This is a genomic window from Nonomuraea harbinensis, from assembly GCF_019396385.1.
Taxonomy (GTDB): Bacteria; Actinomycetota; Actinomycetes; order Streptosporangiales; family Streptosporangiaceae; genus Nonomuraea; species Nonomuraea ferruginea.
Genome location: NZ_JAHKRN010000036.1, coordinates 1 through 25,249 on the forward strand (window position 1 = coordinate 1; position 25,249 = coordinate 25,249).

At 71.3% G+C, this 25,249-nt stretch carries 26 protein-coding genes; 16 read left to right on the forward strand and 10 right to left on the reverse strand.

Translation table 11 applies throughout. The features are described 5' to 3' along the window. Nucleotides 1-45: 45 nt before the first annotated feature. Genes KME79_RS30245 through KME79_RS30265 form a run of 5 tightly spaced genes read right to left on the reverse strand, consistent with a single transcriptional unit; the run spans nucleotide 46 to nucleotide 4,201 of the window. A complete protein-coding gene (locus KME79_RS30245) occupies nucleotides 46-1,257 on the reverse strand; it encodes a CaiB/BaiF CoA transferase family protein (RefSeq protein WP_187280995.1) in 1,212 nt (403 codons plus the stop codon). Then, nucleotides 1,250-1,960 (reverse strand): 2-oxo acid dehydrogenase subunit E2, encoded by a 711-nt coding sequence (locus KME79_RS30250; RefSeq protein ID WP_219547891.1) that lies wholly within the window; start codon nucleotides 1,958-1,960, stop codon nucleotides 1,250-1,252. Before KME79_RS30250 ends, KME79_RS30245 begins: the two co-directional genes overlap by 8 nt. Further along, the gene (locus KME79_RS30255; RefSeq protein ID WP_219547893.1) at nucleotides 1,957-2,199 is read right to left on the reverse strand and encodes a biotin/lipoyl-containing protein; all 243 of its coding nucleotides are present in this window, start codon (nucleotides 2,197-2,199) and stop codon (nucleotides 1,957-1,959) included. Before KME79_RS30255 ends, KME79_RS30250 begins: the two co-directional genes overlap by 4 nt. A gap of 2 nt (nucleotides 2,200-2,201) precedes the next feature. Beyond that, nucleotides 2,202-3,218 (reverse strand): alpha-ketoacid dehydrogenase subunit beta, encoded by a 1,017-nt coding sequence (locus KME79_RS30260; RefSeq protein ID WP_148029777.1) that lies wholly within the window; start codon nucleotides 3,216-3,218, stop codon nucleotides 2,202-2,204. After that, a complete protein-coding gene (locus KME79_RS30265; protein ID WP_219547895.1) occupies nucleotides 3,215-4,201 on the reverse strand; it encodes a thiamine pyrophosphate-dependent dehydrogenase E1 component subunit alpha in 987 nt (328 codons plus the stop codon). The genes KME79_RS30260 and KME79_RS30265 overlap by 4 nt, the downstream gene beginning before the upstream one ends. 334 nt (nucleotides 4,202-4,535) lie before the next feature. On the opposite strand from KME79_RS30265, the gene KME79_RS30270 reads away from it, so the two are divergent. Genes KME79_RS30270 through KME79_RS30295 form a run of 6 tightly spaced genes read left to right on the forward strand, consistent with a single transcriptional unit; the run spans nucleotide 4,536 to nucleotide 10,735 of the window. After that, entirely contained in the window at nucleotides 4,536-5,384 is an 849-nt protein-coding gene (locus KME79_RS30270; RefSeq protein WP_148029779.1) for an ABC transporter ATP-binding protein, read from the forward strand. Then, the gene (locus KME79_RS30275) at nucleotides 5,381-6,094 is read left to right on the forward strand and encodes an ABC transporter ATP-binding protein (RefSeq protein ID WP_219547897.1); all 714 of its coding nucleotides are present in this window, start codon (nucleotides 5,381-5,383) and stop codon (nucleotides 6,092-6,094) included. Before KME79_RS30270 ends, KME79_RS30275 begins: the two co-directional genes overlap by 4 nt. A 13-nt stretch (nucleotides 6,095-6,107) precedes the next feature. Then, complete coding sequence (locus tag KME79_RS30280) at nucleotides 6,108-7,151, forward strand: branched-chain amino acid ABC transporter permease (RefSeq protein WP_219547899.1); 1,044 nt, start codon at nucleotides 6,108-6,110, stop codon at nucleotides 7,149-7,151. Next, nucleotides 7,151-8,317 carry a branched-chain amino acid ABC transporter permease gene (locus KME79_RS30285; RefSeq protein ID WP_219547901.1) on the forward strand — a complete coding sequence of 389 codons (1,167 nt, stop codon included), beginning with the start codon at nucleotides 7,151-7,153 and terminating at the stop codon, nucleotides 8,315-8,317. Before KME79_RS30280 ends, KME79_RS30285 begins: the two co-directional genes overlap by 1 nt. 31 nt (nucleotides 8,318-8,348) lie before the next feature. After that, on the forward strand, nucleotides 8,349-9,779 hold the full coding sequence (locus KME79_RS30290; RefSeq protein WP_219547903.1) for an ABC transporter substrate-binding protein: 1,431 nt from the start codon (nucleotides 8,349-8,351) through the stop codon (nucleotides 9,777-9,779). A gap of 56 nt (nucleotides 9,780-9,835) precedes the next feature. Next, a complete protein-coding gene (locus KME79_RS30295) occupies nucleotides 9,836-10,735 on the forward strand; it encodes an SDR family NAD(P)-dependent oxidoreductase (RefSeq protein ID WP_219547905.1) in 900 nt (299 codons plus the stop codon). A 14-nt stretch (nucleotides 10,736-10,749) separates the two neighbouring features. On the opposite strand, the gene KME79_RS30300 is transcribed toward KME79_RS30295, so the two are convergent. Continuing rightward, nucleotides 10,750-11,637 (reverse strand): SDR family NAD(P)-dependent oxidoreductase, encoded by an 888-nt coding sequence (locus KME79_RS30300; RefSeq protein WP_219547907.1) that lies wholly within the window; start codon nucleotides 11,635-11,637, stop codon nucleotides 10,750-10,752. Between the two features lie 72 nt (nucleotides 11,638-11,709). Here KME79_RS30300 and KME79_RS30305 point away from each other — a divergent pair, with 72 nt between their 5' ends. Next, a complete protein-coding gene (locus tag KME79_RS30305) occupies nucleotides 11,710-12,690 on the forward strand; it encodes an aldo/keto reductase (RefSeq protein WP_219547909.1) in 981 nt (326 codons plus the stop codon). Nucleotides 12,691-12,705: 15 nt separating this feature from the next. Beyond that, entirely contained in the window at nucleotides 12,706-13,491 is a 786-nt protein-coding gene (locus KME79_RS30310) for an enoyl-CoA hydratase/isomerase family protein (RefSeq protein ID WP_219547911.1), read from the forward strand. A gap of 92 nt (nucleotides 13,492-13,583) precedes the next feature. Here KME79_RS30310 and KME79_RS30315 read toward each other — a convergent pair whose 3' ends face one another. After that, nucleotides 13,584-14,462: an LLM class flavin-dependent oxidoreductase gene (locus KME79_RS30315; RefSeq protein ID WP_219547913.1), complete on the reverse strand. Its 879-nt coding sequence runs from the start codon at nucleotides 14,460-14,462 to the stop codon at nucleotides 13,584-13,586. Nucleotides 14,463-14,659: 197 nt separating this feature from the next. Between KME79_RS30315 and KME79_RS30320 the strand changes: the two genes are divergently transcribed. From KME79_RS30320 to KME79_RS30350, 7 genes are all read left to right on the forward strand, one after another. After that, nucleotides 14,660-15,172 carry a flavin reductase family protein gene (locus KME79_RS30320; protein WP_187280996.1) on the forward strand — a complete coding sequence of 171 codons (513 nt, stop codon included), beginning with the start codon at nucleotides 14,660-14,662 and terminating at the stop codon, nucleotides 15,170-15,172. A gap of 6 nt (nucleotides 15,173-15,178) precedes the next feature. Continuing rightward, nucleotides 15,179-16,252: an LLM class flavin-dependent oxidoreductase gene (locus KME79_RS30325; RefSeq protein WP_219547915.1), complete on the forward strand. Its 1,074-nt coding sequence runs from the start codon at nucleotides 15,179-15,181 to the stop codon at nucleotides 16,250-16,252. After that, nucleotides 16,249-17,127 (forward strand): SMP-30/gluconolactonase/LRE family protein, encoded by an 879-nt coding sequence (locus tag KME79_RS30330; RefSeq protein WP_219547917.1) that lies wholly within the window; start codon nucleotides 16,249-16,251, stop codon nucleotides 17,125-17,127. The genes KME79_RS30325 and KME79_RS30330 overlap by 4 nt, the downstream gene beginning before the upstream one ends. Next, nucleotides 17,124-18,209 (forward strand): LLM class flavin-dependent oxidoreductase, encoded by a 1,086-nt coding sequence (locus tag KME79_RS30335; protein WP_219547919.1) that lies wholly within the window; start codon nucleotides 17,124-17,126, stop codon nucleotides 18,207-18,209. Before KME79_RS30330 ends, KME79_RS30335 begins: the two co-directional genes overlap by 4 nt. 30 nt (nucleotides 18,210-18,239) lie before the next feature. Continuing rightward, the gene (locus tag KME79_RS30340) at nucleotides 18,240-19,769 is read left to right on the forward strand and encodes a class I adenylate-forming enzyme family protein (protein ID WP_246640695.1); all 1,530 of its coding nucleotides are present in this window, start codon (nucleotides 18,240-18,242) and stop codon (nucleotides 19,767-19,769) included. A 91-nt stretch (nucleotides 19,770-19,860) separates the two neighbouring features. Then, on the forward strand, nucleotides 19,861-20,523 hold the full coding sequence (locus KME79_RS30345) for a TetR/AcrR family transcriptional regulator (protein WP_148029794.1): 663 nt from the start codon (nucleotides 19,861-19,863) through the stop codon (nucleotides 20,521-20,523). Between the two features lie 209 nt (nucleotides 20,524-20,732). Further along, nucleotides 20,733-21,092 carry a hypothetical protein gene (locus tag KME79_RS30350; protein WP_219547922.1) on the forward strand — a complete coding sequence of 120 codons (360 nt, stop codon included), beginning with the start codon at nucleotides 20,733-20,735 and terminating at the stop codon, nucleotides 21,090-21,092. Between the two features lie 61 nt (nucleotides 21,093-21,153). Here the strand turns inward: KME79_RS30350 and KME79_RS30355 are convergent, their stop codons facing one another. From KME79_RS30355 to KME79_RS30365, 3 genes are all read right to left on the reverse strand, one after another. Then, nucleotides 21,154-21,795 (reverse strand): DedA family protein, encoded by a 642-nt coding sequence (locus KME79_RS30355; RefSeq protein WP_308249105.1) that lies wholly within the window; start codon nucleotides 21,793-21,795, stop codon nucleotides 21,154-21,156. Between the two features lie 178 nt (nucleotides 21,796-21,973). After that, on the reverse strand, nucleotides 21,974-22,912 hold the full coding sequence (locus KME79_RS30360; protein WP_219547926.1) for a sigma-70 family RNA polymerase sigma factor: 939 nt from the start codon (nucleotides 22,910-22,912) through the stop codon (nucleotides 21,974-21,976). Nucleotides 22,913-22,922: 10 nt separating this feature from the next. After that, nucleotides 22,923-24,113, reverse strand: a complete 1,191-nt coding sequence (locus tag KME79_RS30365; protein ID WP_219547928.1) for an NAD(P)/FAD-dependent oxidoreductase — start codon at nucleotides 24,111-24,113, stop codon at nucleotides 22,923-22,925. Between the two features lie 215 nt (nucleotides 24,114-24,328). On the opposite strand from KME79_RS30365, the gene KME79_RS30370 reads away from it, so the two are divergent. Further along, nucleotides 24,329-25,237: a CAP domain-containing protein gene (locus KME79_RS30370; protein ID WP_219547930.1), complete on the forward strand. Its 909-nt coding sequence runs from the start codon at nucleotides 24,329-24,331 to the stop codon at nucleotides 25,235-25,237. Nucleotides 25,238-25,249 lie beyond the last annotated feature (12 nt).

Here is a 25,249-nt window from a genome sequence, read left to right on the forward strand (position 1 = left end):
TGTGCTCTTCCGATCTCCTGCCCGGCAGGCGCCGCGCCGTCCTCGTCAGATGACCTGGTCCGCGCGCAGCCGTGTCATCGTGCCGGCGTCCAGGCCGAGGATCCCGCCGTAGACCTCGTCGTTGTGCTGTCCCAGCTCCGGGCCCAGGGTGTGGACGCGCCCCGGCGTCTCCGACAGCCGGGGGGCGACGTTCTGCATCGGGAAGGAGCCGAGCCGGTCGTGGATGAGCCGGACGACGGCGTTCCTGGCCTCGAAGTGCGGGTCGGCCAGCATGTCCGGTGCGGTGTAGATCAGACCGGCCGGCACCCCCGCTTCGTGGAGGCGTTCCAGCAACGCGTCGCGATCCTGTTCCCGCGTCCAGGCGGACACCAGTTCGTCCAGCTCCGCCTGGTTCTTCCCGCGCGCGGTGTGGGTGCCGAACCGTTCGTCGCCCTGCCACTCCGGGCAGCCCATCACCTCGGCCAGCCGGTTGAAGACCGTGTCGCGGTTGGCGGCGATCAACACGGCCGAGCCGTCCCGCGTGGGGTAGACGTTGCTGGGTGCGACGCCGGGGAGGATCGATCCCGTCCGCTCGCGCCGCGCCCCGGCCAGCTCCCATTCGGGCAGGATCGACTCCATGAGCGCCAGCACGGCCTCGTAGATGGCGGAGTCGACCACCTGGCCCCGCCCGGTGCGCTCCCTGGCCAGCAGCGCCATGACCGTGCCGAGCGCGGCGAAGGTGCCGGCCAGCGAGTCGCCGATCGAGATGCCGGCGCGGCTCGGCTGCCGGTCCGGCTCTCCGGTGAGGTACCGGAGGCCGCCCATCGCCTCACCGATCGACCCGAAGCCCGCCCGCCCGGCGTAGGGGCCGTCCTGGCCGTAGCCGGTCACCCTCGTCACCACCAGGCCGGGGCTCAGCTCGGCCAGGGCGGCCGGCCCGAGTCCCCACCGTTCGAGCGTGCCGGGCCGGAAGTTCTCGATGAACACGTCCGCGCCGGCCAGCAACTGACGCAGGAGCTCCTGACCCTCGGCCTGCCGGAGGTCGCAGGTGATCGACTTCTTGTTGCGGGCGATGATCGGCCAGGTGAGGGAGAGCCCCTGCGGCCGATGACTGCCCCACTGCCGCATCGGGTCGCCGCCGCGCGGATCCTCGACCTTGATCACTTCCGCGCCGAAGTCGCCGAGCAGCTGCCCGCAGAAGGGACCGGCGATGAGTGAACCGGTCTCGACGACCCGCAGCCCTGCCAACGGCCCGCCGCGCCGCTCGTCGTCAGCCACCAGCGGCCACCTTCCCGTCGGCGTTCTCCAGGCGTTCGCGCACCCGGCCCAGGAAGGCGGCGGCGTACGCCCCGTCGAAGACCCGGTGGTCGAACGACATCGTCAGCACGGCGACCAGGCCCACCTCGACCCGAGTGCCGTCGGCCACGACCGGCCGTCGCGCGATGGTGTCCATGGACAGGATCGCCGCCTGCGGCTGGTTGATCACCGGGATGGTGAACAGCGTGCCGGAGCGGCCGAGGCTCGACAGGGTGAACGTGCCGCCCGCCATGTCGGCCACGCCGAGCGCGCGCGAGCGAGCCCTGCCGGTGAGTTCGGTGATGCGCTCGTGCAGCCCTTCGACGTCGAGCTCGTGGGCTCCGCGGATCACCGGCACGACCAGGCCCTCGTGGCTCATGTCGACGGCGACGCCGAGGTTGACGTGCTCGAAGACCCGGATCGAGCCGTCTTCCCAGCTGGAGTTGACCAGGGGGAAGTCGGCCAGGGCGCGGGTGACGGCCCAGGCCGTGTAGGCGGGCACGGCGGGCCGGGCCGCCGACGCCCGCCGCGCGGCCTCCACCGCGTCGAAGCGGACCTCGACGGCCATCGCCGCGTGCGGGCTGGTGGCCAGCGAGCGCACCATGTGCTCGGCGGTGCGGCGGCGGATGCCGCTGGCGCGCCGTACCGTGCTGGGGCCGCGCGGGTCGGTCGTGACAGCGCTCACGGCGCGTCGCCGACGATGACGGCCAGGATACTGCGCACGTCGACGACGTCCCCCGGCTCGACCTTGATCCGCAGGGTGCCGCCGGTCGGGGCGGGCAGGACCTCGCGTGCCTTCTCGGCCTCGATCTCGACCAGGTCCTGGCCCTCTTCGACCCGCGCGCCGTCCTCGAAGTACCACTCCAGGATCTCCGCTTCGGACATGCCCATGCTCAACTGCGGGAGGCGTACCTCGGTTTCCACGCTCACTTCTCCACTCCGAGCACGCGGCGCACGGCCGCGACGACCTTCTCCTTGGACGGGTAGATCTGCTTCTCCAGCACCGGGCTGAACGGCACGTGCATGTCGTCGCTGGTGACCCGCAGCACGGGTGCGCGCAGGCTGCCGAAGCCCTCCTCGACGAGGTGCGCGGCGATCTCGCTGGCGGCGCTGCAGGTGCGGTTGGCGGGGTCGACGATCACGCAGCGGCCGGTCTTGGCGACCGAGGCGAGGATGGCGGGCCAGTCCATCGGCACCAGCGTGCGCGGATCGACCACCTCGACGGAGACGCCCTCGCCGGCCAGGTCCGCGGCCGCGTCCAGGGCGTGCCTGACACCCCCGCCGATGCCGATGACGGTGACGTCGGTGCCTTCGCGCGGCACCGACGCCACGCCGAACGGGATCAGGTGGTCGTCGTCCTCCGGTGCCGCGCCACGGCCGCGGCGCCCCCACAGGGTCGCGTCCTCGAAGCAGAGCACCGGGTTGTCGTCGCGGATCGCCGTCTTGAGCAGGCCCTTGAGGTCGGGGCCGTTGCTCGGCACCATGATCTTCAGCCCGGGGACGTTCATGAACATCGGGTACGGGCGGTCGGCGTGGTGCGCGGCGGTGCCGCCGTGGTAGTAGAGCGCCTGGCGGAACACCACGGGCATCCTCGCCTGGCCGCCGAACATGTACCGGTTCTTGGCGACCTGGCTCACGAACTGGTCCATGGCGCAGAACATGAAGCTGGCCACCGTCAGGTCGACGATGGGACGCAGCCCGGCCATGGCGGCGCCGGCGGCCATCCCGACGCTGGCGGCCTCCGACAGCGGCAGGTCGCGGATGCGGCTGGGGCCGAAGTCCTCCAGGAAGCCCTGCGCGGCGCCGAAGACGTTGGCGCGCAGATCCTGCCCCATCAGGATGACGCGCTCGTCGCGGGTCATCTCCTCGTGCTGCGCCTGCTGGATGGCCTGGAGGAAGCCCAGTTGCGCAGCACGCCTGGCGGCCGCGGGCGCGGTGCTCATGTGGACGCCCCTTCGACGTAGTAGAGATCCCGGTACGCCTCCTCAGGCTCGGGATACGGGCTGTCACGCGCGAACTCGACGGCCGCGGCGACTTCGGCCCGCACCTCGGCGTCGAGCGCCTCGACGGCGGCCTCGTCGGCCAGCCCTTCGTCGAGGAGACGCCGGCGGAACAGGTCGATCGGGTCGCGCTCCTGCCGCCACACGTCCACCTCGGACTGGTCCCGGTAGCTGTTCTTGACCCGCAGGCCGTAGGCGTGTTCGTGGAAGCGGTAGGTCTTGGCCTCGACCAGGCTGGGGCCCTCGCCGCGCCGGGCGCGGGCGACGGCCGCGGAGACCGCCTCGTAGGTCGCGACCGGGTCCTGCCCGTCGACGGTGACGCCGGGCATGCCGTAGCCGGTGGCGCGCACCGAGATGTCCTCGACGGAGGTGAGCTCCCCGGCGCGCACGCTGACGGCCCATCCGTTGTTCTCGCAGAAGAAGACGACCGGCAGCTTCCACACGGCCGCGAGGTTCATCGACTCGTGCAGGACGCCCTCGTTGGCGGCCCCGTCGCCGAAGAAGCACAGCGCGACGAGGCCGTTGCCCAGCACGTCGGCGGCGAGTCCGGCGCCGACGGCGACGGGTATGGCGGACCCGACGATGCCGGACTCGCCGAGGCTGCCGACGGAGAAGTCGGCCAGGTGCATGCTGCCCCCCTTGCCCTTGCAGACGCCGCCGGCCTTGCCGAGCAGTTCCGCCATGAGCCGGTCGAGGCGGGCACCCTTCGCGATGGGGTGGCCGTGCGAGCGGTGGTTGCCGGTCATGTAGTCGTCCGCGGTCGTCGCCAGGCAGGCGCCCGCGATGGCGGCCTCCTGACCGATGCTCAGGTGCACCATCGCCGGCAGCTCGCCGGCGTGGAAGAGCTCGATCGTGGCCTCTTCGAACAGACGGATACGCAGCATCCGTCGCAACATCTCCAGCGCGAGATCGCGCTCCAGGTTCATACAGTCCCCTTCCGCTGTTCGTGCCTCGGCGCCCCCCCGCCCACCAGCTGAATCAGCGGGTGTATCACAATGGGTGACCTAGGAGGGACAGCCTGGCGGCGCAGCTTCAGGCCGTCAGCGTCTGTGTTGACGTAGTGAATCCCATCCCCCGGGTTTCCGTCAACGTCAGTGGTGACGTTACTCGCGGTCCCGACAGATAAACGGCCGTGACCTCTTGTGCTAACCCGAACCCGAATGCAAAGCTGCGTCAACACCAACGACGACGTAGACGCAGTCACGTCCTAGCGGCCCGCGTGCGATCCCGCCCCTGGAACATTCACAAGGAGGAACGGGGATGAGCGGCATCAAACGTTCTTTCACCCTCAAGACTCGTCCGCCAGACACCGACCCCGCCCCCGGCACCGCCGGCAGCCCATCGGGCGAGACGCTGCTGACCGTCCGCGGTCTGACCGTGCGGTTCGGTGGGGTCACCGCTCTGGAGGACGTCTCTCTACAGGTGCGAAGCGGCGAGATCTGCGCGCTGATCGGCCCCAACGGCGCCGGCAAGACCACAGCGTTCAACAGCGTCAGCCGCCTCGTCCAGCCCGTGGCCGGCGCCATCGCGTTCGACGGCGCCGACCTGCTGCGCGCCCGGGCCGGCGACCTCGCCGCCCTGGGCATCGCCCGTACCTTCCAGAATCTCGCCCTGTGGCCGGGGCTCACCGTGATCGAGAACGTCATGGTGGGCGCGCACAGCCTCGGGCGGACCGGATTCCTCGGCGCGCCCTTCGGCTGGGGGGTGCGCTCGGAGCACCGCGAGCTGACCGAGCGGGCGTACGCCGCGCTGGCCGTGCTCGCCATCCAGGATGTCGCGTTCCAACCCTGCCAGGGACTGCCCTTCGGCACCCTGCGGCGGGTGGAGCTGGCCCGCGCGCTGGTCACCCGGCCCCGGCTGCTGATGCTCGACGAACCCGCCGCCGGCCTGACCCAGGGCGACGTGCGAGACCTCGGCACGTTGCTGCGCGCCCTGCGCGACGAGCTCGGGCTCAGCCTGCTGCTGGTCGAGCACCACATGCAGCTCGTGATGGACATCGCCGACTACGTCGTGGTCCTGGACTCCGGGCGCAACCTGCTCTCGGGACGTCCCGACGAGATCCGCGACGACCCCCGCCTCGTCGAGGCGTACCTGGGGAGCCCGCGATGACCGAACCCCTGCTCCGCATGAGCGGCGTGCGCGCCTATTACGACGGCGTCGAGGCCCTGCACGGCATCGACATCACCGTCGACACGGGGGAGGTCGTCGTCGTCCTCGGCGCGAACGGCGCGGGCAAGACCACCACGTTGCGCTCGATCTGCCAGCTCACCACCACCACAGGTGAGATCCGTTTCGACGGCGACCTCATCTCCGGGGCCTCCACCAGCTCGATCGTCCGCCGGGGCATCGCCATGGTGCCGCAGGGCCGCGGCACGCTGGGTGACCTCAGCGTCGAGGACAACCTGCTCGCCGGCGCCGTAACCCGGCGTGACAAGGGCGTGGCCGGCGACATCGCGTCCTGGTACGAGACCTTCCCCCGGCTGGCGCAGCGGCGCCATCAGACCGCGGGCAGCCTCAGCGGCGGCGAGCAGCAGATGCTGGCCATCGCGCGGGCGCTGATGCTCCGTCCCCGGCTGCTGCTGATGGACGAACCGTCGCTGGGCCTGGCCCCGGTGATCGTGCGTGACCTGTTCGACGTGCTCGCCCGCATCAACCGCGAGCGCGGTGTGGCGATCGTCCTCGTCGAGCAGAACGCCGTGCTCGCGCTGGACATCGCCCAGCGCGGCTACGTACTGGAGGCCGGGAACCTCGTCCTGTCAGCGTCCGCTGACCAACTGCGGCAGGACGACGCCGTCCGGCTCGCCTACCTCGGAAACTGAACCAGGAGCTTGCATGGGCACCGTGTTGTCCCAGGCGGTATCCGGCGGTCAAGCCGACCTCGACGTCGTCGCCGCCCGCCGCCGGCGGGCGCGGCTGCGTGCCGTCCTCGTCGTCATCGTGCTGCTCGCCGCCTTCTCCGTCTGGGCCGTCATCGACGGCGGCGCGCAGCTGTACCTGCAACGGTTCTTCGACGGCATCACCAACGGACTGCTCTACGGCCTGGCCGCGCTGTCCCTGGTGATCGTCTTCAAGGCCACCGGAATCATCAACTTCGCCCAGGGGCCGATGGCCATGCTGGGCTGCTATCTGGCGCTGACCGTGCTGGAGATGTGGCCGATGCCGGTGCTGCTGGCGATCGTCATCGCGATGGTCGTCTCCGGCCTCGGCGGAGCCGTGCTCGAACGCGTGCTGATCCGCCCGTTCGACCCGGACAACCACATGGCGATCATCATCGTCACCCTGGCGCTGTTCCTCGGCTTCAACGCGCTGGCCGCGCTGGTCTGGGGCTTCCGGCCGCTGAGCTTCCCCAGCCCGTTCCCGCAGGGCACCGCGGACGCGATCGAGATCGCCGGGGCCCGTCTGTCCTACCAGGCGATCGGCACGGCGCTCCTGGTGGTGGGCGCGGTCGTGGTGCTGGAACTGGTGCTGAACCGCACCCGTCTCGGCCTCTCCTTCCGCTGCGTGGCCAACGACGTGGCGAACTCCCGGTTGCTCGGCATCGACATCGGCCGCACCGTGCAGTTCAGCTGGGCGCTGGCCGCCGCGGTCGGCACGCTGGGCGCCTGCCTGATCGCCCCGTCGACGTACGTCGACCCCGGGTTCATGAACAAGATCCTGGTGTACGCCTTCGCGGCGGCCACCCTGGGCGGCCTCGACAGCATCCGGGGAGCCCTGGCCGGCGGCCTGCTGACCGGCCTGAGCGTCTCGTTGGTGACCGGATACCTGCCCGGCGTGGGCAGCGAACTCGGCCTGGTGGTGGGCTTCGCGATGATCATCGCGGTGCTGCAGTTCAAGCCGGCCGGACTCTTCGGCAACCGAGCGATGGAGCGTGTGTGATGCCGCTGCGGATCGAACGGGGCAGCCGCCGGCACCGGCTGCTGCGACTGGCCCTGGCCGGCGGAGCGGCGGTGCTGCTGCTCGGCCTGCCGCACCTGCTCGGCACCGTGTCCCAGGTGGACACGCTCTCGCAGATAGCCGCCTACTCGGTGGCCATCCTCGGACTGATCATCCTGATGGGCTACTGCGGGCAGATCTCGCTGGCGCACAGCGCGTTCATCGGGCTGGGCGGCTACACCACGGTGATCCTGGTCGCCGACCACGACTGGCCCTACCTGGCGACCATCCCGGTCTCCATCGTGATCTGCCTGGCCGTCGGCGCGCTGATCGGCATCCCGGCACTGCGCATCCGCGGCCTGTACCTGGCCGCGGTGACGCTGGCGGTGGCGGCGCTGTTCCCGGCGCTGGTCATCCGGTTCGAGGAGCTCACCGGCGGCACCAGCGGCAAGTTCGCCCGCGAGGCCATGCAGGCGCCGGAGTGGTTCTTCGTCAACCCCTACACCCGCGTCGGCCCCTCGATCGTGCGCTTCTACGTCATCGCCGCCGTGGCCGTGCTGGTCTTCCTGGTGGCGCGCAGCATCCTGCGCAGCCGGATCGGCCGGTCGATGGTGGCGCTGCGCGAGGCCCCGCTGAGCGCGGCGGCCAGCGGCGTCCAGGTCGCCCGGGTCAAGATCTTCGCCTTCGCGATCAGCGGGGCCTTCGGAGGAGTGGCCGGATCGCTGCTGGCGATCCAGCTGCCACAGGCGTCCGACACCCGCTACACACTCGACCTGTCGATCTTCCTCCTGGTGGCGCTGGTCGCCGGGGGCAGCGGCACCATGCTGGGCGCGATCCCCGGCGCGATCATCTTCGTCACCCTCCGCACGTTCGTCTCCGACTGGGCCGCCGCGCTGCCGGGGTTCCAGGGCAGCGACGGCGGCCAGATCGTCGGCATCATCTCCTGCCTGCTGCTGCTGGCGATCGTCTTCCTGATGCCGACAGGAGTGGCCGGCGGCCTGCAGAAGGCCGGCCGGCGGCTCGTCCAGTTCACCGACCCCGTCCCCGCGGGCTGGCGCAGGTTCCAGCTTTCCGCATCCTCCCAACCGACGCCGTCTGCGGACGCAGGGGGATCCCAGACAGCGTCATCCCCGCAACCGGAGAACTCCGGTGCACCGACGAAAGGCTGAGCTCGTGTTCTCAACGGTACGACCCGCGGCTGTGGCCGTGGTCCTCCTGGCCGCGGTGAGCCTGACCGCGTGCTCCCATGACAAGCAGGCGGCCACCGCGGAGATGTGCGTCTCCGAGGCCGAGCAGAACGTGACCGCCGCCGCCGACAACCCGAACATCCCCAAGGCCGAGGTCGACGCCTCGCTCGGCCAGGTCGGCGACGGGTGCGTCTTCCGCGGCTCCGGCGGCTTCCAGCTGGACGTGTCGAAGTGTCCCACCGACTACGACATCAACACCGGCATCACCGACAAGGAGATCCGGCTGTTCACCAGCATGCCGCACAGCGGCCCGCTCGCCGCGTACGGCTACATCGGCGACGGACTGAAGAACTACCTCTCGTACGTCAACGCCAACGGCGGCGTCGGCGGGCGCACCATCCAGCTCGACATCCTGGACGACCACTACCAGCCGGACCTGACCCGCAAGAACGTCGACAAGGCGATCCAGGACAACAAGTACGCGGCCAGCGTGGCGATCCTCGGCTCGTCCAACAACGGCGCCATCCGCGACGTCATGAACGACGAGTGCATGCCGCACCTGCTGGTGGCCTCCTCCGAGGACCGCTGGGGAGACGTCGAGAACTACCCGTGGACCACGGGCATGGGCCTGAACTACGGCAACGAGGCCGGGCTCTGGAAGCGCTGGATCTCCGACAAGTACCCCGACGGCGCGACCGTCGCCGTGGTCGCCATGAACAACGACTTCGGCAAGGCGTACGAGGCCGCCTTCACCGACGCCGCCGAAGGCAGCAACATCAAGATCGTCGCCAAGGAGCTGATCGACCCGTCGGCGCCGAACATGACCGACCAGCTGACCTCGGCGGCGGCCAGCAAGGCCCAGGTCGCCATCTTCGCCGTCGCCGGCACGTTCTGCGTGCAGGCCATCGGCGGCGTCGAGCGCAGTTCGTGGGACCCGGACGTGATCACGGGCAACTCGTGCGCGCAGATCGAGACGTCGCTGGCGCCGCTGCAGAAGGAGGGCCTGACCGGTGACGGCACCATGGTCATCCAGTACTACTACAACCCGAGCGACCCGGCGAACAAGGCGCCGGAGTACGCCGAGCTCTACGCCGAGCAGATGAAGAAGGACGGGCTGGACCCGGAGGTCGCGCAGTACACCAACGGCTGGTTCTGGGGCTGGTACCTCGTGGCGGTGCTGCGCAACGCCGACGCGATGCAGGGCGGGCTGAACCGGGCCAACATCGCCGTGGCCGCGCGCACCATCAGCCAGCCGTACCCGCTGCTGGTCGAGGGGCTGACCTCGAAGATGAACGGCGTGGAGGACGCCTACCTGTTCGAGGGCGGCCAGATGTTCCGGTACGAGGGAGCCACCACCAGCAAGATCGGCGAGTGGAAGCCGATCGGCGAGCTGATCAACCGTGAGGGCAGCACGGGCAACTTCGCCAAGCTCAACCTGCAGTGACCGGCGGCCGGGGTGCGCGGCGGCGCGCACCCCGGTCATCGACGAAGGAGCGACACATGCCCGAACTCGACTTCGACGGCGCGGTGGCGGTGGTGACCGGCGCCGGGCACGGCCTGGGCCGGGCGTACGCGGGCGAGCTGGGCCGGCGCGGCGCGCGGGTGCTGGTCAACGACCTCGACCCCGAGGCCGCCCGATCGGCCGCGCGGGACATCGCGGACGCCGGCGGCGTGGCGGTCGCCGAGACGAGCAGCGTCGCCGACCCGGCCGGCGGTGAGGCGATCATCGCTGCGGCCGCGGACGCCTTCGGCCGGGTGGACGTCCTGATCAACAACGCGGGCGTCGGACGGCCCAAGGACTTCGGCGACGTGGGCATGGACGACGTGCACCTGTCGCTGTCCGTGCACCTGCTCGGCGCCTACCACCTGATCGTCCCCGCCTGGCGGCACATGGCCGCCCAGGGCGGCGGCTCGATCGTGAACACCTCCTCGTCGGTCGGCCTGTTCGGCCAGAAGCGCTCGGCCGTCTACGCCTCGGCGAAGATGGGCGTCGTCGGCCTGACCCGGGTGCTGGCCGCGGAGGGCGCCCCGCTCGGCATCCGGGTCAACGCGATCGCCCCGGTGGCGAGCTCGCGGATGGCCGCCGACGTGTACGGCAAGCTCGATCCCAAGCTGGACCCGGCGCGCGTCGCGGCGGTGGTGCTCGCCCTGGCGCACCGCGACTGCCCGGTCACCGGCGAGGTCGTCTCCGCCGGCGGCGGCAGGCTCGCGCGGATCCTGATCGCGACGACCGACGGCTACTTCTCACCGGACCTGACCGTGGAGGAGGCCGCCGCGGCACTGCCCTCGGTGGTGGCCGGCGAGACGGCGGTGCGGGTGCCGACCTGCGCCATGGACGAGATCGACCTGATCCGGCAGTGCTTCCCGGATCTCGCCGGCTTCCCGATGCCGCTGCGCTGACGGCGCCCGCCACGTCAGCCGCGCCGCCGTGGCGGGAGCCGTCCCTGCCCGCCGTAGGGCTGGAGCCCGGCGCCGAGATCGCCGTCGAACGCCGCGGCGACGTCCGCCGCGCTCCACCGCTCCCGTACGGCGTGCGGAGCGTCGGCGAGCTCCACGTGCGGCACGATGCCGAGACGCCGGCCGTCGAAGCTGAAGAACTGCCCGGTGACGCCCTCCGAGGCGTCGCTGAGCAGGTAGGTCACCAAGGGCGCCACGGCGGCGGGCGACATCTCGTCGATGCCGTCGAGAGGGGCGCTCGCGCCGTCCGGCGTGGGGGCGCGGCTGATCGCGTCACGGGTCATCCGGGTCAGGGCCTTGGGCGACAGGGCGTTGGCCCGGATTCCGTCGGCTTCGAGGTCGAGGGCGGCAGCCCAGGTCAGCGCGGTGACGGCGCCCTTGGTCATGGCATAGGCCGCCATGTTCGGGTAGCCGAACATGGCCAGGGACGAGGCGTTGACGATGGACCCGCCGCCCGCGCCCCGCATCGCTCGGGCCGCCGCGTCGAGGCAGTACGCGGTGCCGAGCACGTTGACGCCGACGGCTTCCCGCAGCCGGCGCGGGTCCTCGTTCCACGGCAGCGCCTCGTGGTAGAGCCCGGCGTTGTTGACCAGGCCGTCCAGGCGGCCGAACGCGGCGACGCACTCCCCGACCAGGGCCGCCGCCTGGCCGGGGTCGGCTATGTCGCTCGGGACGGCCACGGCGCGCCCGCCCGCCCTTTCGATCTCGGCGGCGGTCTCGCCGGCGGCCCCGGCGTCGACGTCGTTGACCACGACGGCGGCGCCGTGCCGTGCGGCGTCCACGGCGTAGGCACGGCCCAGCCCGCGGCCGGCCCCGGTCACCAGCACGGCACGTCCGACGAGCATGTCGAACTCCTTCTGTCAGCATTGACGTAGACGCTGACGAAGCTTAGGGTCGCACCCGAAAGGCGGTCAAGAATGCAGGACACCAGGCTGGACCGGCTCTGCTTCGGCAGCGGCCCGATCGGCGGCCTCGCCGCGGCGGGCGGCGACACCGGGCCGGAGCGCGCCGAGGAGATCGCCGTCGCGGCCGTCGAGGCCGCCTGGGAGTGCGGCCTGCGCAGTTTCGACACCGCTCCCAGCTACGGGGACGGCGCCGCCGAACGCCTGCTCGGCACCGCGCTGCGCGGCCTGCCGCGTGACCGGTTCACGGTCAGCGGCAAGGTCGGGCGCCGGACGATGGCGATCGCCGACCCGTACCGGCTGGACGGAGCCGCCGCCCGGCGGGAACCCCGCTTCGACTTCACCGCCGCCGGGGTCCGGCGCACCGTGGAGACCTCGCTGGAGCGGCTCGGACTCGGCCGGCTCGACACGGTCTTCCTGCACGACCCCGACGACCTGCTCGGTCCCGCGCTCGACGAGGCCGTTCCCGCCCTCCACGAGCTGCGCCGGGCGGGCGCCGTCGGCGCGATCGGGGTGGGCACGACCCGGCCGCGGGCCGCCGAGGCGCTGGTCGCCGCCGGGGCCGTCGACACCGTGATGATCGCGGGGGAGTGGAACCTGATGCGGCGCTCGGCCGCCACGCTGCTGGCCCGCTGCCAGGAGGCCGGGGTTCCCGTGCTGGCCGCCGCGCCGTACGCCTCCGGGCTGCTCGCCGTCGCCCGGCCCGGGCCCGGCCTGCCCTACCTCTACCGCGCGCCGTCGCCGTGGCTGCTGGAGGCCGCCGGCCGGATGGCCGACCGCTGCCGGCGCCACGGCGCCGAGCTGCCCCAGGCGGCGATCCAGTTCCCGCTCCGGCATCCGGCCGTGACCCAGGTGGTCGTCGGCATGCGCGACGCCGGCGAGGTCGTCGCCAACGCCGCGCGGTTCACCACCGATCTGCCCGAGGCGCTCTGGGCCGAGCTGGACACGCTCTGGGCCGGGCTCGGCACACCGCCCGGGGAACCCGTCCCGACATGATCGAGGAGGCCGCACGTGCTGCGCCAGGAGAACTATCGCAGGATCGCCATCGAGCGGCGTGGGGCCGTCACCGTGCTCACGCTGAACCGCCCCGAGCGGCGCAACGCCGTCGACGACGTCATGCACTCGGAGCTGTCGACGCTGTTCCGCGAGGCGCGGCGGAGCACCGACGCCGAGGTCTACGTGCTCACCGGCGCGGGGGAGACCTTCTGCGCCGGCGGGGACACCGACCCCGGCCGTCCCTATGCCTCGCTCACCGGCCTGACGCCGATCCAGGAGGCCGCCGAGATCGTCTACGGCATCCTGGAGCTCGACCAGCCGCTGATCGCCGCGGTCAACGGCGACGCCACGGGGCTGGGGGCGATGCTGGCCTCCGCCGCCGACGTGTCCTTCGCCGTGCCTTCGGCCCGCTTCGGTGACGCGCACGTGCAGGTCGGGCTGCCCGCCGGCAACGGCCCCGCCGCGCTGTGGCCGCTGCTCGCCGGGCCGCAGCGGGCCAAGCGGCTGCTGCTCGGCGGTGAGATGATCAGCACCGACCAGGCCGTCGCCTGGGGGCTGCTGCACGAGCTGGTCACCGAGGGTTCCGCCCTGGACGCCGCCCTGGCGCTGGCCGGACGCTGGGCCGAGCTGCCCCGCGCGGCCGTACGCGGCACCAAGGCCACGATCAACGCGGCCGTACGCGCGGCGGTCGCCCAGGTGCTGCCGCTGTCGCTGGCCCTGGAGGAACAGGCGATGGCCGCTCCCGACTTCCGCCGGCGACTCGCCGCGGCGCACGAGACACAGCGAGCAGCCACGGGCTGACGCCCGCAGCGCCGGGCGACCTCCGTGACGGCGCTCAGCCGCCCTGCAGCGCCGGACGACCTTCGCGGCGGGCCGCTGCGAGCTGACGGCGCTCAGCTGTTCCGCAGTGCCGGGATGACATCTGTGACGATGCGGCGGACGGTGTCCTCGTCGGTCTGGCCGTGCGGCCAGTAGTCCTGCGGTGGCCAGTAGAAGACGAACCGGTCGATGCCGGCCGCACGGTAGCGGGAGACGAAGCTCGCGAAAGCGTCCGGGCCGGCCCACATGTTCTCCGAGCTGACCAGCGGGCGGCCGGTCAGCAGCGTGCGGCCCAGTGTGGCCGGGTCCCGGCCGGCCTCCTCACACGCGCGTTCCATCCGGCGCACCTGGCGGGCGGTGCGGTCGAGGTGCTCGGCCGCGGACAGGCCGAAGCCGCCGAAAGTGCTCCAGGCGTCCCCGTACCGCGCGGCGGTGGCCATGGCGTGCGGCCCGTGGGCGGCGACGGTGAGCGGCGGACGCGGGGATCGCACCGGCCGCGGGCCGAGCGGCGGGATGCGGGAGCCGTAGTACCGCCCGGGCTCGACCGGCTCGCCGCGCAGGACCCGGTCGACGAGCGCGACGGCCTCCCGGAACCGTTCCGCGCGCTCCCGCCCCGGCCACGGCCGCGAACCGGCCAGGGCGTGGTCAGACGCGGCGTACCCGGAGCCGAGGCCTACCTCCAGCCGCCCCTGGCTGATCCGCTCCACGGTCAGGGCCTGGCGGGCCAGCAGCGCCGGATGACGGACCACCGGGCTGGACACCAGGCTGCCCAGGCGGATCGTCGTGGTCGCGGTCGCGAGGGCCGCCAGCGTGCTCCAGGCCTCCAGCCAGTCCTGCGCGGGATCCGCCGGGCTGGTCAGGTGGTCGTCGATCCACGCGTGGTCGAACCCGAGCCGTTCGGCCAGCAGGCAGTGATCTCGCAGCGTCTGCCAGGACACCTTCGGAATGAGCATGACGCCGAAGGCCGGACCGGTCGGGGGATTTCTGTCAGCATCCACGTTGACGCAAACTAGGCGCGATGCTAGCGTGACGTCAACATCAATGGTGACGTGCACGCGGAAACCCGGCGCGTACCAGCAGACTCGATCCAACGACCTGGGAGACGAGGCAGATGGTGGTCCGAACCCCGACCCGTCGGCCAGCGGTCGACATGTTCGACTCCGATCGGTTCCGGCAAGTGATGGGCCACGTCCCGACGGGGGTGGCCGTGGTGACGGCGATGACGCGACAGGGCCCGGTCGGGCTCACCGTCGGGTCCTTCGTCTCGGCGTCACTGGACCCGCCGCTGGTCGGCTTCCTGCCGGCCCGGACGTCCACGACCTGGCCGCTGATCGTGCCGCTCGGCACCTTCTGCGTGAACGTCCTCGGCGAGGACGACGAGAGCCTGTGCCGCGGCTTCGCGCGGTCGGGTGGCCGCAAGTTCGACGGGGTCGACTGGACCTTGTCCGAGGCCACCGGCTCGCCCGTCATCTCCGGGGCGCTGGCCTGGTTCGACTGCGCCTTCGAGCACAGCTACCCGGCCGGTGACCACCTGTTCGTCCTGGGCCGCGTGCTCGACCTCGGCGTCCGCGCGCAGGGCCGACCCCTGATCTTCTGTCATGGCCGCTATCAGCAACTGGCCACGGGCTCCACGGCCGGCAGCGCCGTATCCTTTGGAGGTTAAATCCCCATGCGTGTAGGTATGACCTGCATCTTCGAAGGTCACGAGAACGCGACCGACGACGAGATCTACCAGACGGAGCTCCGCCTGGCCGACCTCGCGGAACCGCTGGGCTTCGACGCCCTGTGGGGCGTGGAGCACCACTTCACGTCGTACACCATGATCCCCGACGTCCTGCAGTTCCTGACCTACATGGCAGGACGCACCGAGCGCATCCAGCTCGGCTCCGGCGCGGTCATCCTGCCCTGGCACGACCCGATCCGGGTCGCCGAGCAGGTCGCCGTCCTGGACATCGTGTCCAACGGCCGGTTCGTCTTCGGTCTCGGCCGGGGCCTCGGCCGCATCGAGTTCGAGGGCTTCGGGATCCCGATGGGCGAGTCCCGTGAGCGCTTCGTGGAGGCCGCCGACCTCATCATGTCGGCCCTGGACACCGGCATCCTGGAGTACGACGGCAAGTACTACCAGATCCCGCGCCGCGAGCTGCGCCCCAAGCCGGCGCGCAGGTTCGACGACCGCCTCTACGCCGCCGCCGTGTCGCCCGAGTCGGTGCGGATCATGGCCGACATCGGCGCGGGCATCCTGATCAACCCGCAGAAGGACTGGATGGAGGTCGCCGAGGACCTCGCGGGCTACCGGGCCACCTTCAAGGAGATCAAGGGGGTCGACGCGCCGCCCCCGCTGGTCACCGGCTGGGTCTGCTGCGACGAGGACCCGATCAAGGCCAGGGACATGGCCCAGGAGTACATCGGCGGCTATTACGAGTACGTCCTGAACCACTACGAGCTGGGCGGGCGGCACTTCGACACCACGCTCGGCTACGAGTACTACCAGCGGCTCGCCCGCTCGATCCAGAAGCACGGCGCCGACCGCGTCGTGGACAACTTCATCGAGCTGCAGATCTGGGGCACCCCCGACCAGTGCCTGGAGCGCATCGTCGCCATCCAGGAGAAGGTCGGCAACGACGGGTTCAACGGCGTGTTCAACTTCGCCGGCATGACCCCGGAGACCGCCGAGAAGAACCTGCGCCTGTTCGCCGCCGAGGTCATGCCGCGGGTCAAGGCCCTCGGACCGGTCCGGCCATGACCAGCCCGGGGTTCCGGGTCGTCACCGGCGGCCTCGGCTTCCCCGAGGGGCCGAGCCATCTGGGCGACGGGGCCGTGGCCGTGGTCGAGATGCAGGGACAGGTGGTCACCCGGGTCGCGGCCGACGGCGGCAAGACGGTGCTCGCCCGGCTCGGCGGCGGGCCCAACGGCAGCGCCCTCGGCGCCGACGGCGCGATCTACGTCGCCGACAACGGGGGCCTGTCGGCGACCCGGTCCGGCGGTTACTGGCACGCGCCCGAGCCGGTCGACGGCCGTGTGCAGAAGGTGCTCGACGGGCAGGTCACGGTGGTCGCCACCGGCCTGCCGGGGCCGCCGCCGCACCGTCCCAACGACCTGTGCTTCGGCCCCGACGGCCGGCTCTACGTCACCGACTCCCACAACTGGGAGGACCTGCGCGGCCTGAAGCCCGGCCGGATCTGCGCGATCTCCCCGGACCGTACGATCACGCAGGTCGCCGAGGTCCCGGCGATGCCCAACGGCATCGCCTTCGGGCCGGACGGCCGGCTCTACGTGGCCCAGTCGATGACCCGCAAGATCCTGGTCTTCGACTGGTCGGCCGGGACGGGCCTCGGCGACCCGCGGGTCTTCGCCAAGCTTCCGGCCGGCTCGCCCGACGGCATGTGCTTCGACGCCGACGGCGACCTCTACGTCTGCGGCAGCGTCGGGCACGTCATCTTCGTCTATGACGCCGTCGGCGCCCTCAAGCGGACCATCGAGGTCCCCACGGGAGCACAGCCGACGAACTGCTGCATCGGTGACGGTCAGCTCTATGTCACCTTCTCCATGACCGGCGAGCTGGTCGCCTACGACCTGCAGGTGACCGCGCTGCCACTGCACGAGGGAGTTATCACATGAAGTTCGGCCTGATGTACGAGATCCCCGTGCCCCGCCCGTGGAACGACCGCAGCGCGTACGACGCCTTCGAGAACACGCTGCGTCAGATCGAGCTCGCCGACCGGCTGGGGTTCCACAGCGTCTGGACGGTGGAGCACCACTTCCTCGGCGACTACTCCCATTCCTCCGCGCCCGAGGCGTTGTACGGCGCCATCGCGGCACGGACCAGGAACATCCGCATCGGCCACGGGGTCCGGCTGCTGCCCTTCCCGTACAACCATCCGGTGCGCGCCGCCGAGGCCGCCGCCACCATCGACATCATCTCCAACGGCCGGCTGGAGTTCGGCACCGGCCGGTCCGGCACCCGCATCGAGCTGGAGGGCTTCGGCATCAACCCCTCCGACACCCGCCCGATGTGGGAGGAGGCCCTTGACGTGATCATGGGATGCTGGACCGAGGAGACCTTCTCCTGGGAGGGGGAGTACTTCAAGATCCCGCCGCGGGGCGTGGTGCCCAAGCCGCTGCAGGCGCCGCACCCGCCGCTGTGGGGCGCGTCCTCCAGCTCCGACAGCCACGAGCTGATGGGCGAGAAGGGCATCGGCCTGCTGTCGTTCTCCGTCGCGTCGGGGCCGGAGACCCTGGTCAAGCGGTTCGGCCGGTACCGCGACGGCATCCGCCGCGCCAAGCCGGTCGGCAAGTACGTCAACGAGCAGATCGCCACCTTCACCCAGGTGCACTGCGCGGAGACCACCGAGGACGCCTACGCAGAAGCCGGTCCCCGCTTCGGGTGGTACGTCCAGGAGTCGTTGAAGAAGATCGCCGAACTCGGCGACTGGAAGGACGGCACCCAGCTCGGCAGCTACGAGTACGCCAAGCGGCTCCTCGGCGGTGTCGACCTGAACACGCTGGACTTCGACTACCTGCTCAAGAACGACGCGGTGATCGTCGGCAACCCCGACCAGTGCGTCGAGATGGCCAAGCGGTACGAGGCGGTGGGCACCGACCTGCTGCTCTGCCTCGTGCAGCCCTATGACATTCCGCATGAAAAGGTCATGAAGTCGATCGAGCTTCTCGGTACGCACGTGCTGCCGGAGTTCTCCTGACCCTTGACTCCAGATGGGGTGCCGATGTCCATGCAGCGCACGAGCCGCACCGGTGACTGGATCCGGATCCACGCCCGGAACACGCCGAACAAGCCATGCTTTGTGACCGATACCGATTCGTACTCCTTCGCGGAGGTCAACAGCCGCGTCAACCGGGTGGCCCACGAGTTGCGCCGCATGGGCGTGGTGAAGGGCGACCGGGTGGCCCTGTTCGCCACCGACTCCACGAGCTACATGGAGGTGCTGCTCGCCTGCATGAAGCTGGGCGCGGTGTACGTCCCGCTGAACTACCGCCTCGCCCGGCCCGAACTGCAGACCCTGCTGCGCACCGCCGAGGCCAAGGTGCTGTTCTTCAGCGAGCGGTACGCCTCGATGGTGGAGTCCGTCGACGTGCCGACGCTGACCGCCGCGATCTGCTTCGAGAAGTCCCCCGTCGCCGACCGCGACTACGGACAGCTGCTCGCCACCGGCGAGGATCACGAGATCGACACGGTGATCAACGACGACGAGCTGATGTGCCTCGCCTTCACCAGCGGCACCACCGCGCTGCCCAAGGGCGTCATGCACCACCAGCGCATGGTCAAGCACATGACGTTCCAGTGCATCCTGGAGCGGCGGCTGCCGGCGGCGGCGTTCCACTACTCCCCGGCGCCGCTGTTCCACGCCGCCGGCATGTGTTACGTGCTGTCGGGCGTGGCCCGCGGCAACCCGTCGCTGATCCTGGACGGATTCGACCCCGCCACGGTGCTCAAGTGGCTGCGCCGTGACGTGCTCCACGGCGTCTTCCTGGTCCCGACCATGATCGAGATGCTCCTGCAGGAGCCCGGCGTCGAGAAGGGCGGCTACCACAACCTGCTGTCGATCGCCTACGGCGCGGCCCCGATGTCGCCGAGCCTGCTCCGCAGGGCCATGAAGACCTTCCGATGCGACTTCATGAACCTGTTCGGCGCCGGGACGGAGGCGGGCCTCCAGACCGTGCTCACTCCCGAGGACCACCACCGGGCGCTGAAAGGCCACGAGCACCTGCTCGGCTCGATCGGCAAGCCCGGCATGGGCGTGGACCTGCGGCTGTGCGACGAGGAGCTGAACGACGTCCCGGACGGCGAGGTCGGCGAGATCGTCACCAGGTCCGACGCGGTGATGGCCGGCTATCTCAACATGCCGGAGGCGACGAACGAGGTGCTGGTCGACGGCTGGTTCCGGGGCGGCGACCTGGCCCGGCGGGACGAGGAGGGATACCTGTACCTCTCCGGGCGCAAGAAGGATATGATCATCCGCGGCGGGGAGAACGTCTACCCCGTCGAGATCGAGCAGGTGCTGAGCGAGCATCCGGCGGTGCTGGAGGTCTCGGTGGTCGGCGTCCCGGACGAGCGCTGGGGCGAGACCGTCCGGGCGCACGTGGTGGTCGCCCCCGGAGCCTCCTTCGAAGAGGACCAGGCCAGGGACTTCTGCCGCGCCCGGCTCGCCGGTTACAAGGTGCCGGAGACCTTCCAGATAGAGCCGGACCTCCCGCGCAACGCCAGCGGCAAGGTGCTGAAGCGAGTCCTGCGGGAACGGTGACGGCCACCGCGGCGGGGGCGCCGGCCCCCGCAGCCTGCGCTATCATCAACGTTGCTGTTTATGCGAGTCGAGCTGAGGGAGGGGGACACCGATGGCTCCTCGAGAACGGCGCCCACCGCCGCCGAGCGACATCGCCCGCCGCCGGATGGAGCGACGCCTGGCCAGCGGCCGCAAGTCCGACGCGCGGTGGAAGGAGGTCCTGGAGGGCGCGGGGCGCGTCTTCGAGCAGTTGGGCTACGCCCAGGCCACCCTGGAGAACGTGGCGGCCGAGGTCGGCATCAACCGGGCGACTCTCTACTACTACGTCGGCACGAAGGAAGAGCTGCTCGTCGCGCTGCTGCACCAGCCCATCGAGCAGATGCGCGCCGAACTGGAGCGGATCGTCGCCGAGGAGGCGACCGCGCCGGAGAAGCTGGTCAGCGGGCTGCGCGCGTACGTGCTGGCCATGTCACGCCGCCCGGAGCTGTTCATCTTCATGCGGGAGAACCTCGACCAGGTGGTGAACGGGGGCGAGGCGACCGACATCAAGGAGAACGCCGACCGGTGGGGCCGGCTGCTCGCCCAGGTGATCACGGAAGGGGCGAAGGCCGGGGAGTTCCGCGACGACATCGACCCGACCGTGGCCGTGATGGGCATCGTGGGCATGTTCAACTGGACCTACCGGTGGTACGACCCGCAGGGCCCGCGCAGCCTGGTGGACATCGGCGAGGACTTCATCGAGATGTCGCTGTCCGCCCTTTCCCCGGGCCGCTGACCCGGGTGCCGACGCGAGGCGCGCCCGCTCCCGCGAGGGGCGCCCCGTTCACTTCTTGACGTGATCGGGCGCTGGACGCGGAGAGTGATTGCATGGATACTCTTCGTGTCAGGCCCTTTCGCCCCCGTCACCGCTCTCCAGCACCGCATTCGCCGGCGTGTTTCGTGCTGCCCGGAGTGCGTCACCAGGGGCACGCAAGAAGGAGAGTTATGCAGTTCAAGAAGCTCCTGACCCTTCCGCTCGCCCTGCTCGCGGCGGGCGCGTGCGTGACCACCGCCGCCGCGGCCAGCACGACGAACGTCCCCGCCGCGGCGGCCCGCCAGGCGGCGCTGCCCTCCGGCTACCAGCTCGTGACGCTGCCCAACGCCAACGTCCCCAACTTCCAGCGCCGCACGCTCTACTGCCCCGGCGGCAAGAAGGTCCTCGGCGGCGGCGCCGAGGCCCGCGGCAACAGGGCGATCCTGGTCGGCTCGTTCCCCACCGATGACGGACGCGGCTGGATCGGCATCGGCCGCCAGGACGGCTACAACGACGTAGGCATCAGCGTCTTCGCCATCTGCGTCGACTGACCCGCGCGCCGTCGGCCCCGGCCGGACCACCCGGCCGGGGCCGACGCGTATCACCGACGGCTCACGCGCGCTCGTCGTCCCCGTGATCCGTCGCCGCCCGGCTCCGGCGCCGCAGCACCGCCACCGCCGCCGCCACCAGCGCCACGGCCGCGAGAAGCAGCCACGAGAAGCGCCCCAGGAGCCCTTCCAGGTGAGCGGCCGACGCCCCGGCGAACGCGCCCAGGCCGACGTACACCGCCGACCACAGCAACGACCCTGCCAGTGACGCCGGGAGGAACCGGTTGTAGGGCAGATGCGCCGCCCCCGCCGCCGCCGGCGTGAGTGTGCGGACGACCGGGACCAGCCGGGTGAGGAACACCGCCGCCGCGCCGTGACGGTGCAGCGCGTCGGTCGCGCGATCCCAGTGCCGCACCCCGAGCCGTCGCACCGCCCGCGTATCCCGCATGCGACCGGCGTACCGCTGTCCGAGCCAGTAGCCGACGTGGTCGCCGGCCGTGACCCCCAGCGCGACGATCAGCAGCAGGGCGGCGAACCGCCCGGGGGTGGTGGCGGCGACCCCCAGCAGCAGCACGCCCGTCTCGCCGGGCAGGACCGAACCGACCCCCAGCCCCGACTCGGCGAACGCCATCGCTCCGGCCACCAGCCCGAGCAGAGGGAAGGGGAGATCGCTGACCGCCTGAACGCCCTCAGCGATCCAGTCCACCCGGCGCCCTCCCATGCGCTTCCGGGGCCGCTGGTACGAGTGCTGAGAAGAGGAACGGTGGTGCGTGCATCCGGATCATGGTGGCACGCGGCGCGGCGCCTGCCATCAGGGAGAGCCCTGACTCGGGACCTGGGCCCGTACGGAATCATCCCTACGGGTCCCGGGAGTTCGGGCCGGGTCACCACTCGGTGACGAGCGGCGTGTCCCGGTCGTGCTGCCGCCAGGCCGCGGCGAGGCGGGCGAGGCGGGCGGGGGCGGCGATGCCGCGCACGGTCGCGATCTTGCCGTCGGCGATGTCGAACGACATGGTGCCCACGACCCGGTCGCCGACCACGAAGAGGGCCGCGGGGGCGCCGTTGACCACCGCGTAGTGGATGGCGGACGTGCCGCCGGCGAGCCGCCGTTTCGCGGGAGTGGATCTGAGACCGGCCCGTACGACGGCGGCGACGCGCCGCGCAGTGTCGACCCGCAGCAGCGTCTCGGTCAGGCCGGCGCTGTCGGAGACCGCGGTCGCGTCGTCGGTGAGCAGCGCGACCAGCCGTTCGGTGCGGCCCGAGGCGGCGGCGGCGAGGAACTCCTCGACGATCCCGCGGGCGGACTCGGGGTCGATCTCGCCGCCGCCCCGGCGCGCGGCGGCGATGCGCTGCCGGGCCCGATGGAGGTGCTGCTGACTCGCGGACTCGGTGATGTCGAGGATCTCGGCGATCTCGGCATGGCTGTACGAGAACGCCTCGCGCAGCACGTAGACGGCCCGCTGGACGGGGGACAGGCGCTCCATGAGGGTCAGCACGGCCAGGGACACCGACTCGCGCTGTTCGTAGGTGTCGGCCGGGCCGAGCATCGGGTCGCCCTTGAGCAGCGGTTCGGGCAGCCACACGCCGACCGCGCGCTCGCGCCTGGCCCGCGCGGAGCGGAGCCGGTCGAGGCACAGATTGGTGACGATCTTGGTCAGCCACGCCTCCGGCACCTCGATCCGGTCGCGGTCGGCCGCCTGCCAGCGCAGGAACGCGTCCTGCGCGGCGTCCTCGGCGTCGGCGGCGGAGCCGAGCAGACGGTACGCGAGCGAGGCCAGCCGGGACCGGCTGGCCTCGAACTGCTCGGTGGCGAAGGCGTCCACGCGGCCGACTCTAGGCAACGGCGGCCTCGGCCGAGCGATCGGGCCGGGCGGCCAGGCGGCGCTTCCTGGCCGGCATGCCGAAGGTCGGGTGGCTCATGCTCCAGGCGGAGCTCCTGATGATGCCCTTCTTCAGCAGCGCGGCCGTGCGGCCCCGCAGGGACCAGACCTTGGGCCGGGCGTCACCGTCGACCAGCTGGAAGATCGCGTCGCGCCGCCCGAGACTGATGTGGTTGCCGTAGTACTTCAGCGTGGTCGACGGGACCTCGCGGCCGGTCAGCCGCCCGACGATCGCCTCGACCGCCTGGATGCCCGTGAAACCGGCCGAGGCGCACGACATCGGCAGCGGCAGGCCGTTCTCGCCGACGGCGTGGACGCTGTCGCCGGCGGCGTAGACGTCGGGGTGCGAGACCGACCGCATGGTGCGGTCGACGACGATCCGACCGGCCTCGGTGACCTCCAGCCCGGCGGCGGCGGCGATGGGGCCGACCGCGAACCCGGCCGTCCACACGGTCGCGTCGGAGGTCAGGGCGGTGCCGCCGGCGCACAGCACCCGCGCCGCTTCGACGGCTTCGACGCCGGTGTGCTCCAGGACGGTGATGCCCAGCCGGTCGCAGGCCTGCCGCAGGTGGCCGCGGGCTCCGGCGGAGAGCCGGGCGCCCAGCTGTTCGCGGGCGACCAGCGTGACCGACAGGCCGGGCCGGGATTCGGCGAGCTCGGTGGCGGTCTCGATGCCGGTCAGCCCGTCGCCGACGACCAGCACGTTCCCGCCCTCGCCCCGTCCTTCCAGGCTGTCCAGGCGTTCGCGCAGGCGCAGCGCCGAGGCCCGGCCGGTGACGTCGAAGGCGTGCTCGGCCACGCCGGGGACGCCGCCGGCGACGTGGCTGCCGAGCGCGTAGAGCAGCGTGTCGTAGCCGAGCTCGCCGCCGGCGTCGGCCACGGTGACGACCCGGCGCTCGGGGTCGACGGCGGTGACACGGGCCAGGCGCAGCCGTATCCCCGTGCCCGCGAAGACATCTTCGAGTCTCCGGGTCTCCAGCTCGTGCCCGGCCGCGAGCTGGTGCAGCCGCATCCGCTCGACGAAGTGCGGCTCGGCGTTGACCACGGTGATCTCGGTGTCCGCCGGGGACAGCCGCCGGGCCAGGATCCCGGCCGCGTAGGCCCCGGCGTAGCCGGCGCCGAGGACGACGATGCGGTGCTTCATGTGGTGCTCCTGTCGGTGCGCTTGCTTCCGGTGACTTGAGCGGTGCGGCGCTCCGATTGCTGACAGGAACCGCGTATGGCATGGGTCACACAGACCGCCCGACCCTTGGTTGACGCTGCGTACGGGGTGAAATGTCCGTATTGTCGTGACAAGTCAGTATCGGAACCGGCAGAATGCGGGACCACCAGCGTCTCCCCTCCCCTGGAGGAACCCTCATGCGCCGAACCCTAGGGGCACTCGCCGTGGTCGCCGGCCTCACCGCCTGCGCCCCGTCCACCAGCGGAGCGGCGCCCGAGGCGGCCGAGCCGGTGGGCGGCGTCGCACCGGCGAAGACCGAGGAGGCGACTCCCGAGCCGGCCCCCGAATCGGACGAGTGCCGCGTGAGCGTGGTCAAGCCGGGCGTCTCCGCCCTCGGTATCCGGGCCTCGGCCGTGCGCCGTGGATGTCAGCACCCGGCGCTGCTGCGCGTCCGGGTCATGCGCGCCGTCCCCGGTGACGATCCGGTCATCAAGAGCGGCGCCACCAGGAAGGGTCGCATCACCCTGAAGCTGCCCTGCGAGCCGGGCACGTACTACACGGTCGCCACCGACTACCGGGGCGGCACCGCCAAGTCCAAGGCCACCCGGGTGACCTGCGCCACCCCCACCCCGACCCCTACGCCCACTCCCACTCCCACTCCCACTCCCACCAGGGAGACGCCGGCTCCCGAGAAGAAGAAGGAGGCCGTCCAGTCCGTCGGCACGGCACTGGAGAACGAGGTCGTCCGGCTGACCAACGCCGAGCGGGCCAAGGGCGGCTGCGACCCGCTCAAGCACGACGCGCGGCTGCGTAAGGCCGCGTCCGGGCACTCGGCCGACATGGCGGAGAACGACTACTTCGACCACGACTCCCAGGACGGCCGCGACATGGCCGACCGCATCCGTGCCACCGGCTTCACCGGCTCCGCCTTGGCCGAGAACATCGCCATGGGACAACGGTCGGCGGCCGAGGCGGTCCGGGGCTGGATGAACAGCGAGGGCCACCGGCAGAACATCATGAACTGCTCGTACACCCTCATCGGGGTGGGTGCGGCCAAGAACGCGCAGGGGCAGATCTACTGGACACAGAACTTCGCCGCCCGGTGACTCGGCGAAGCG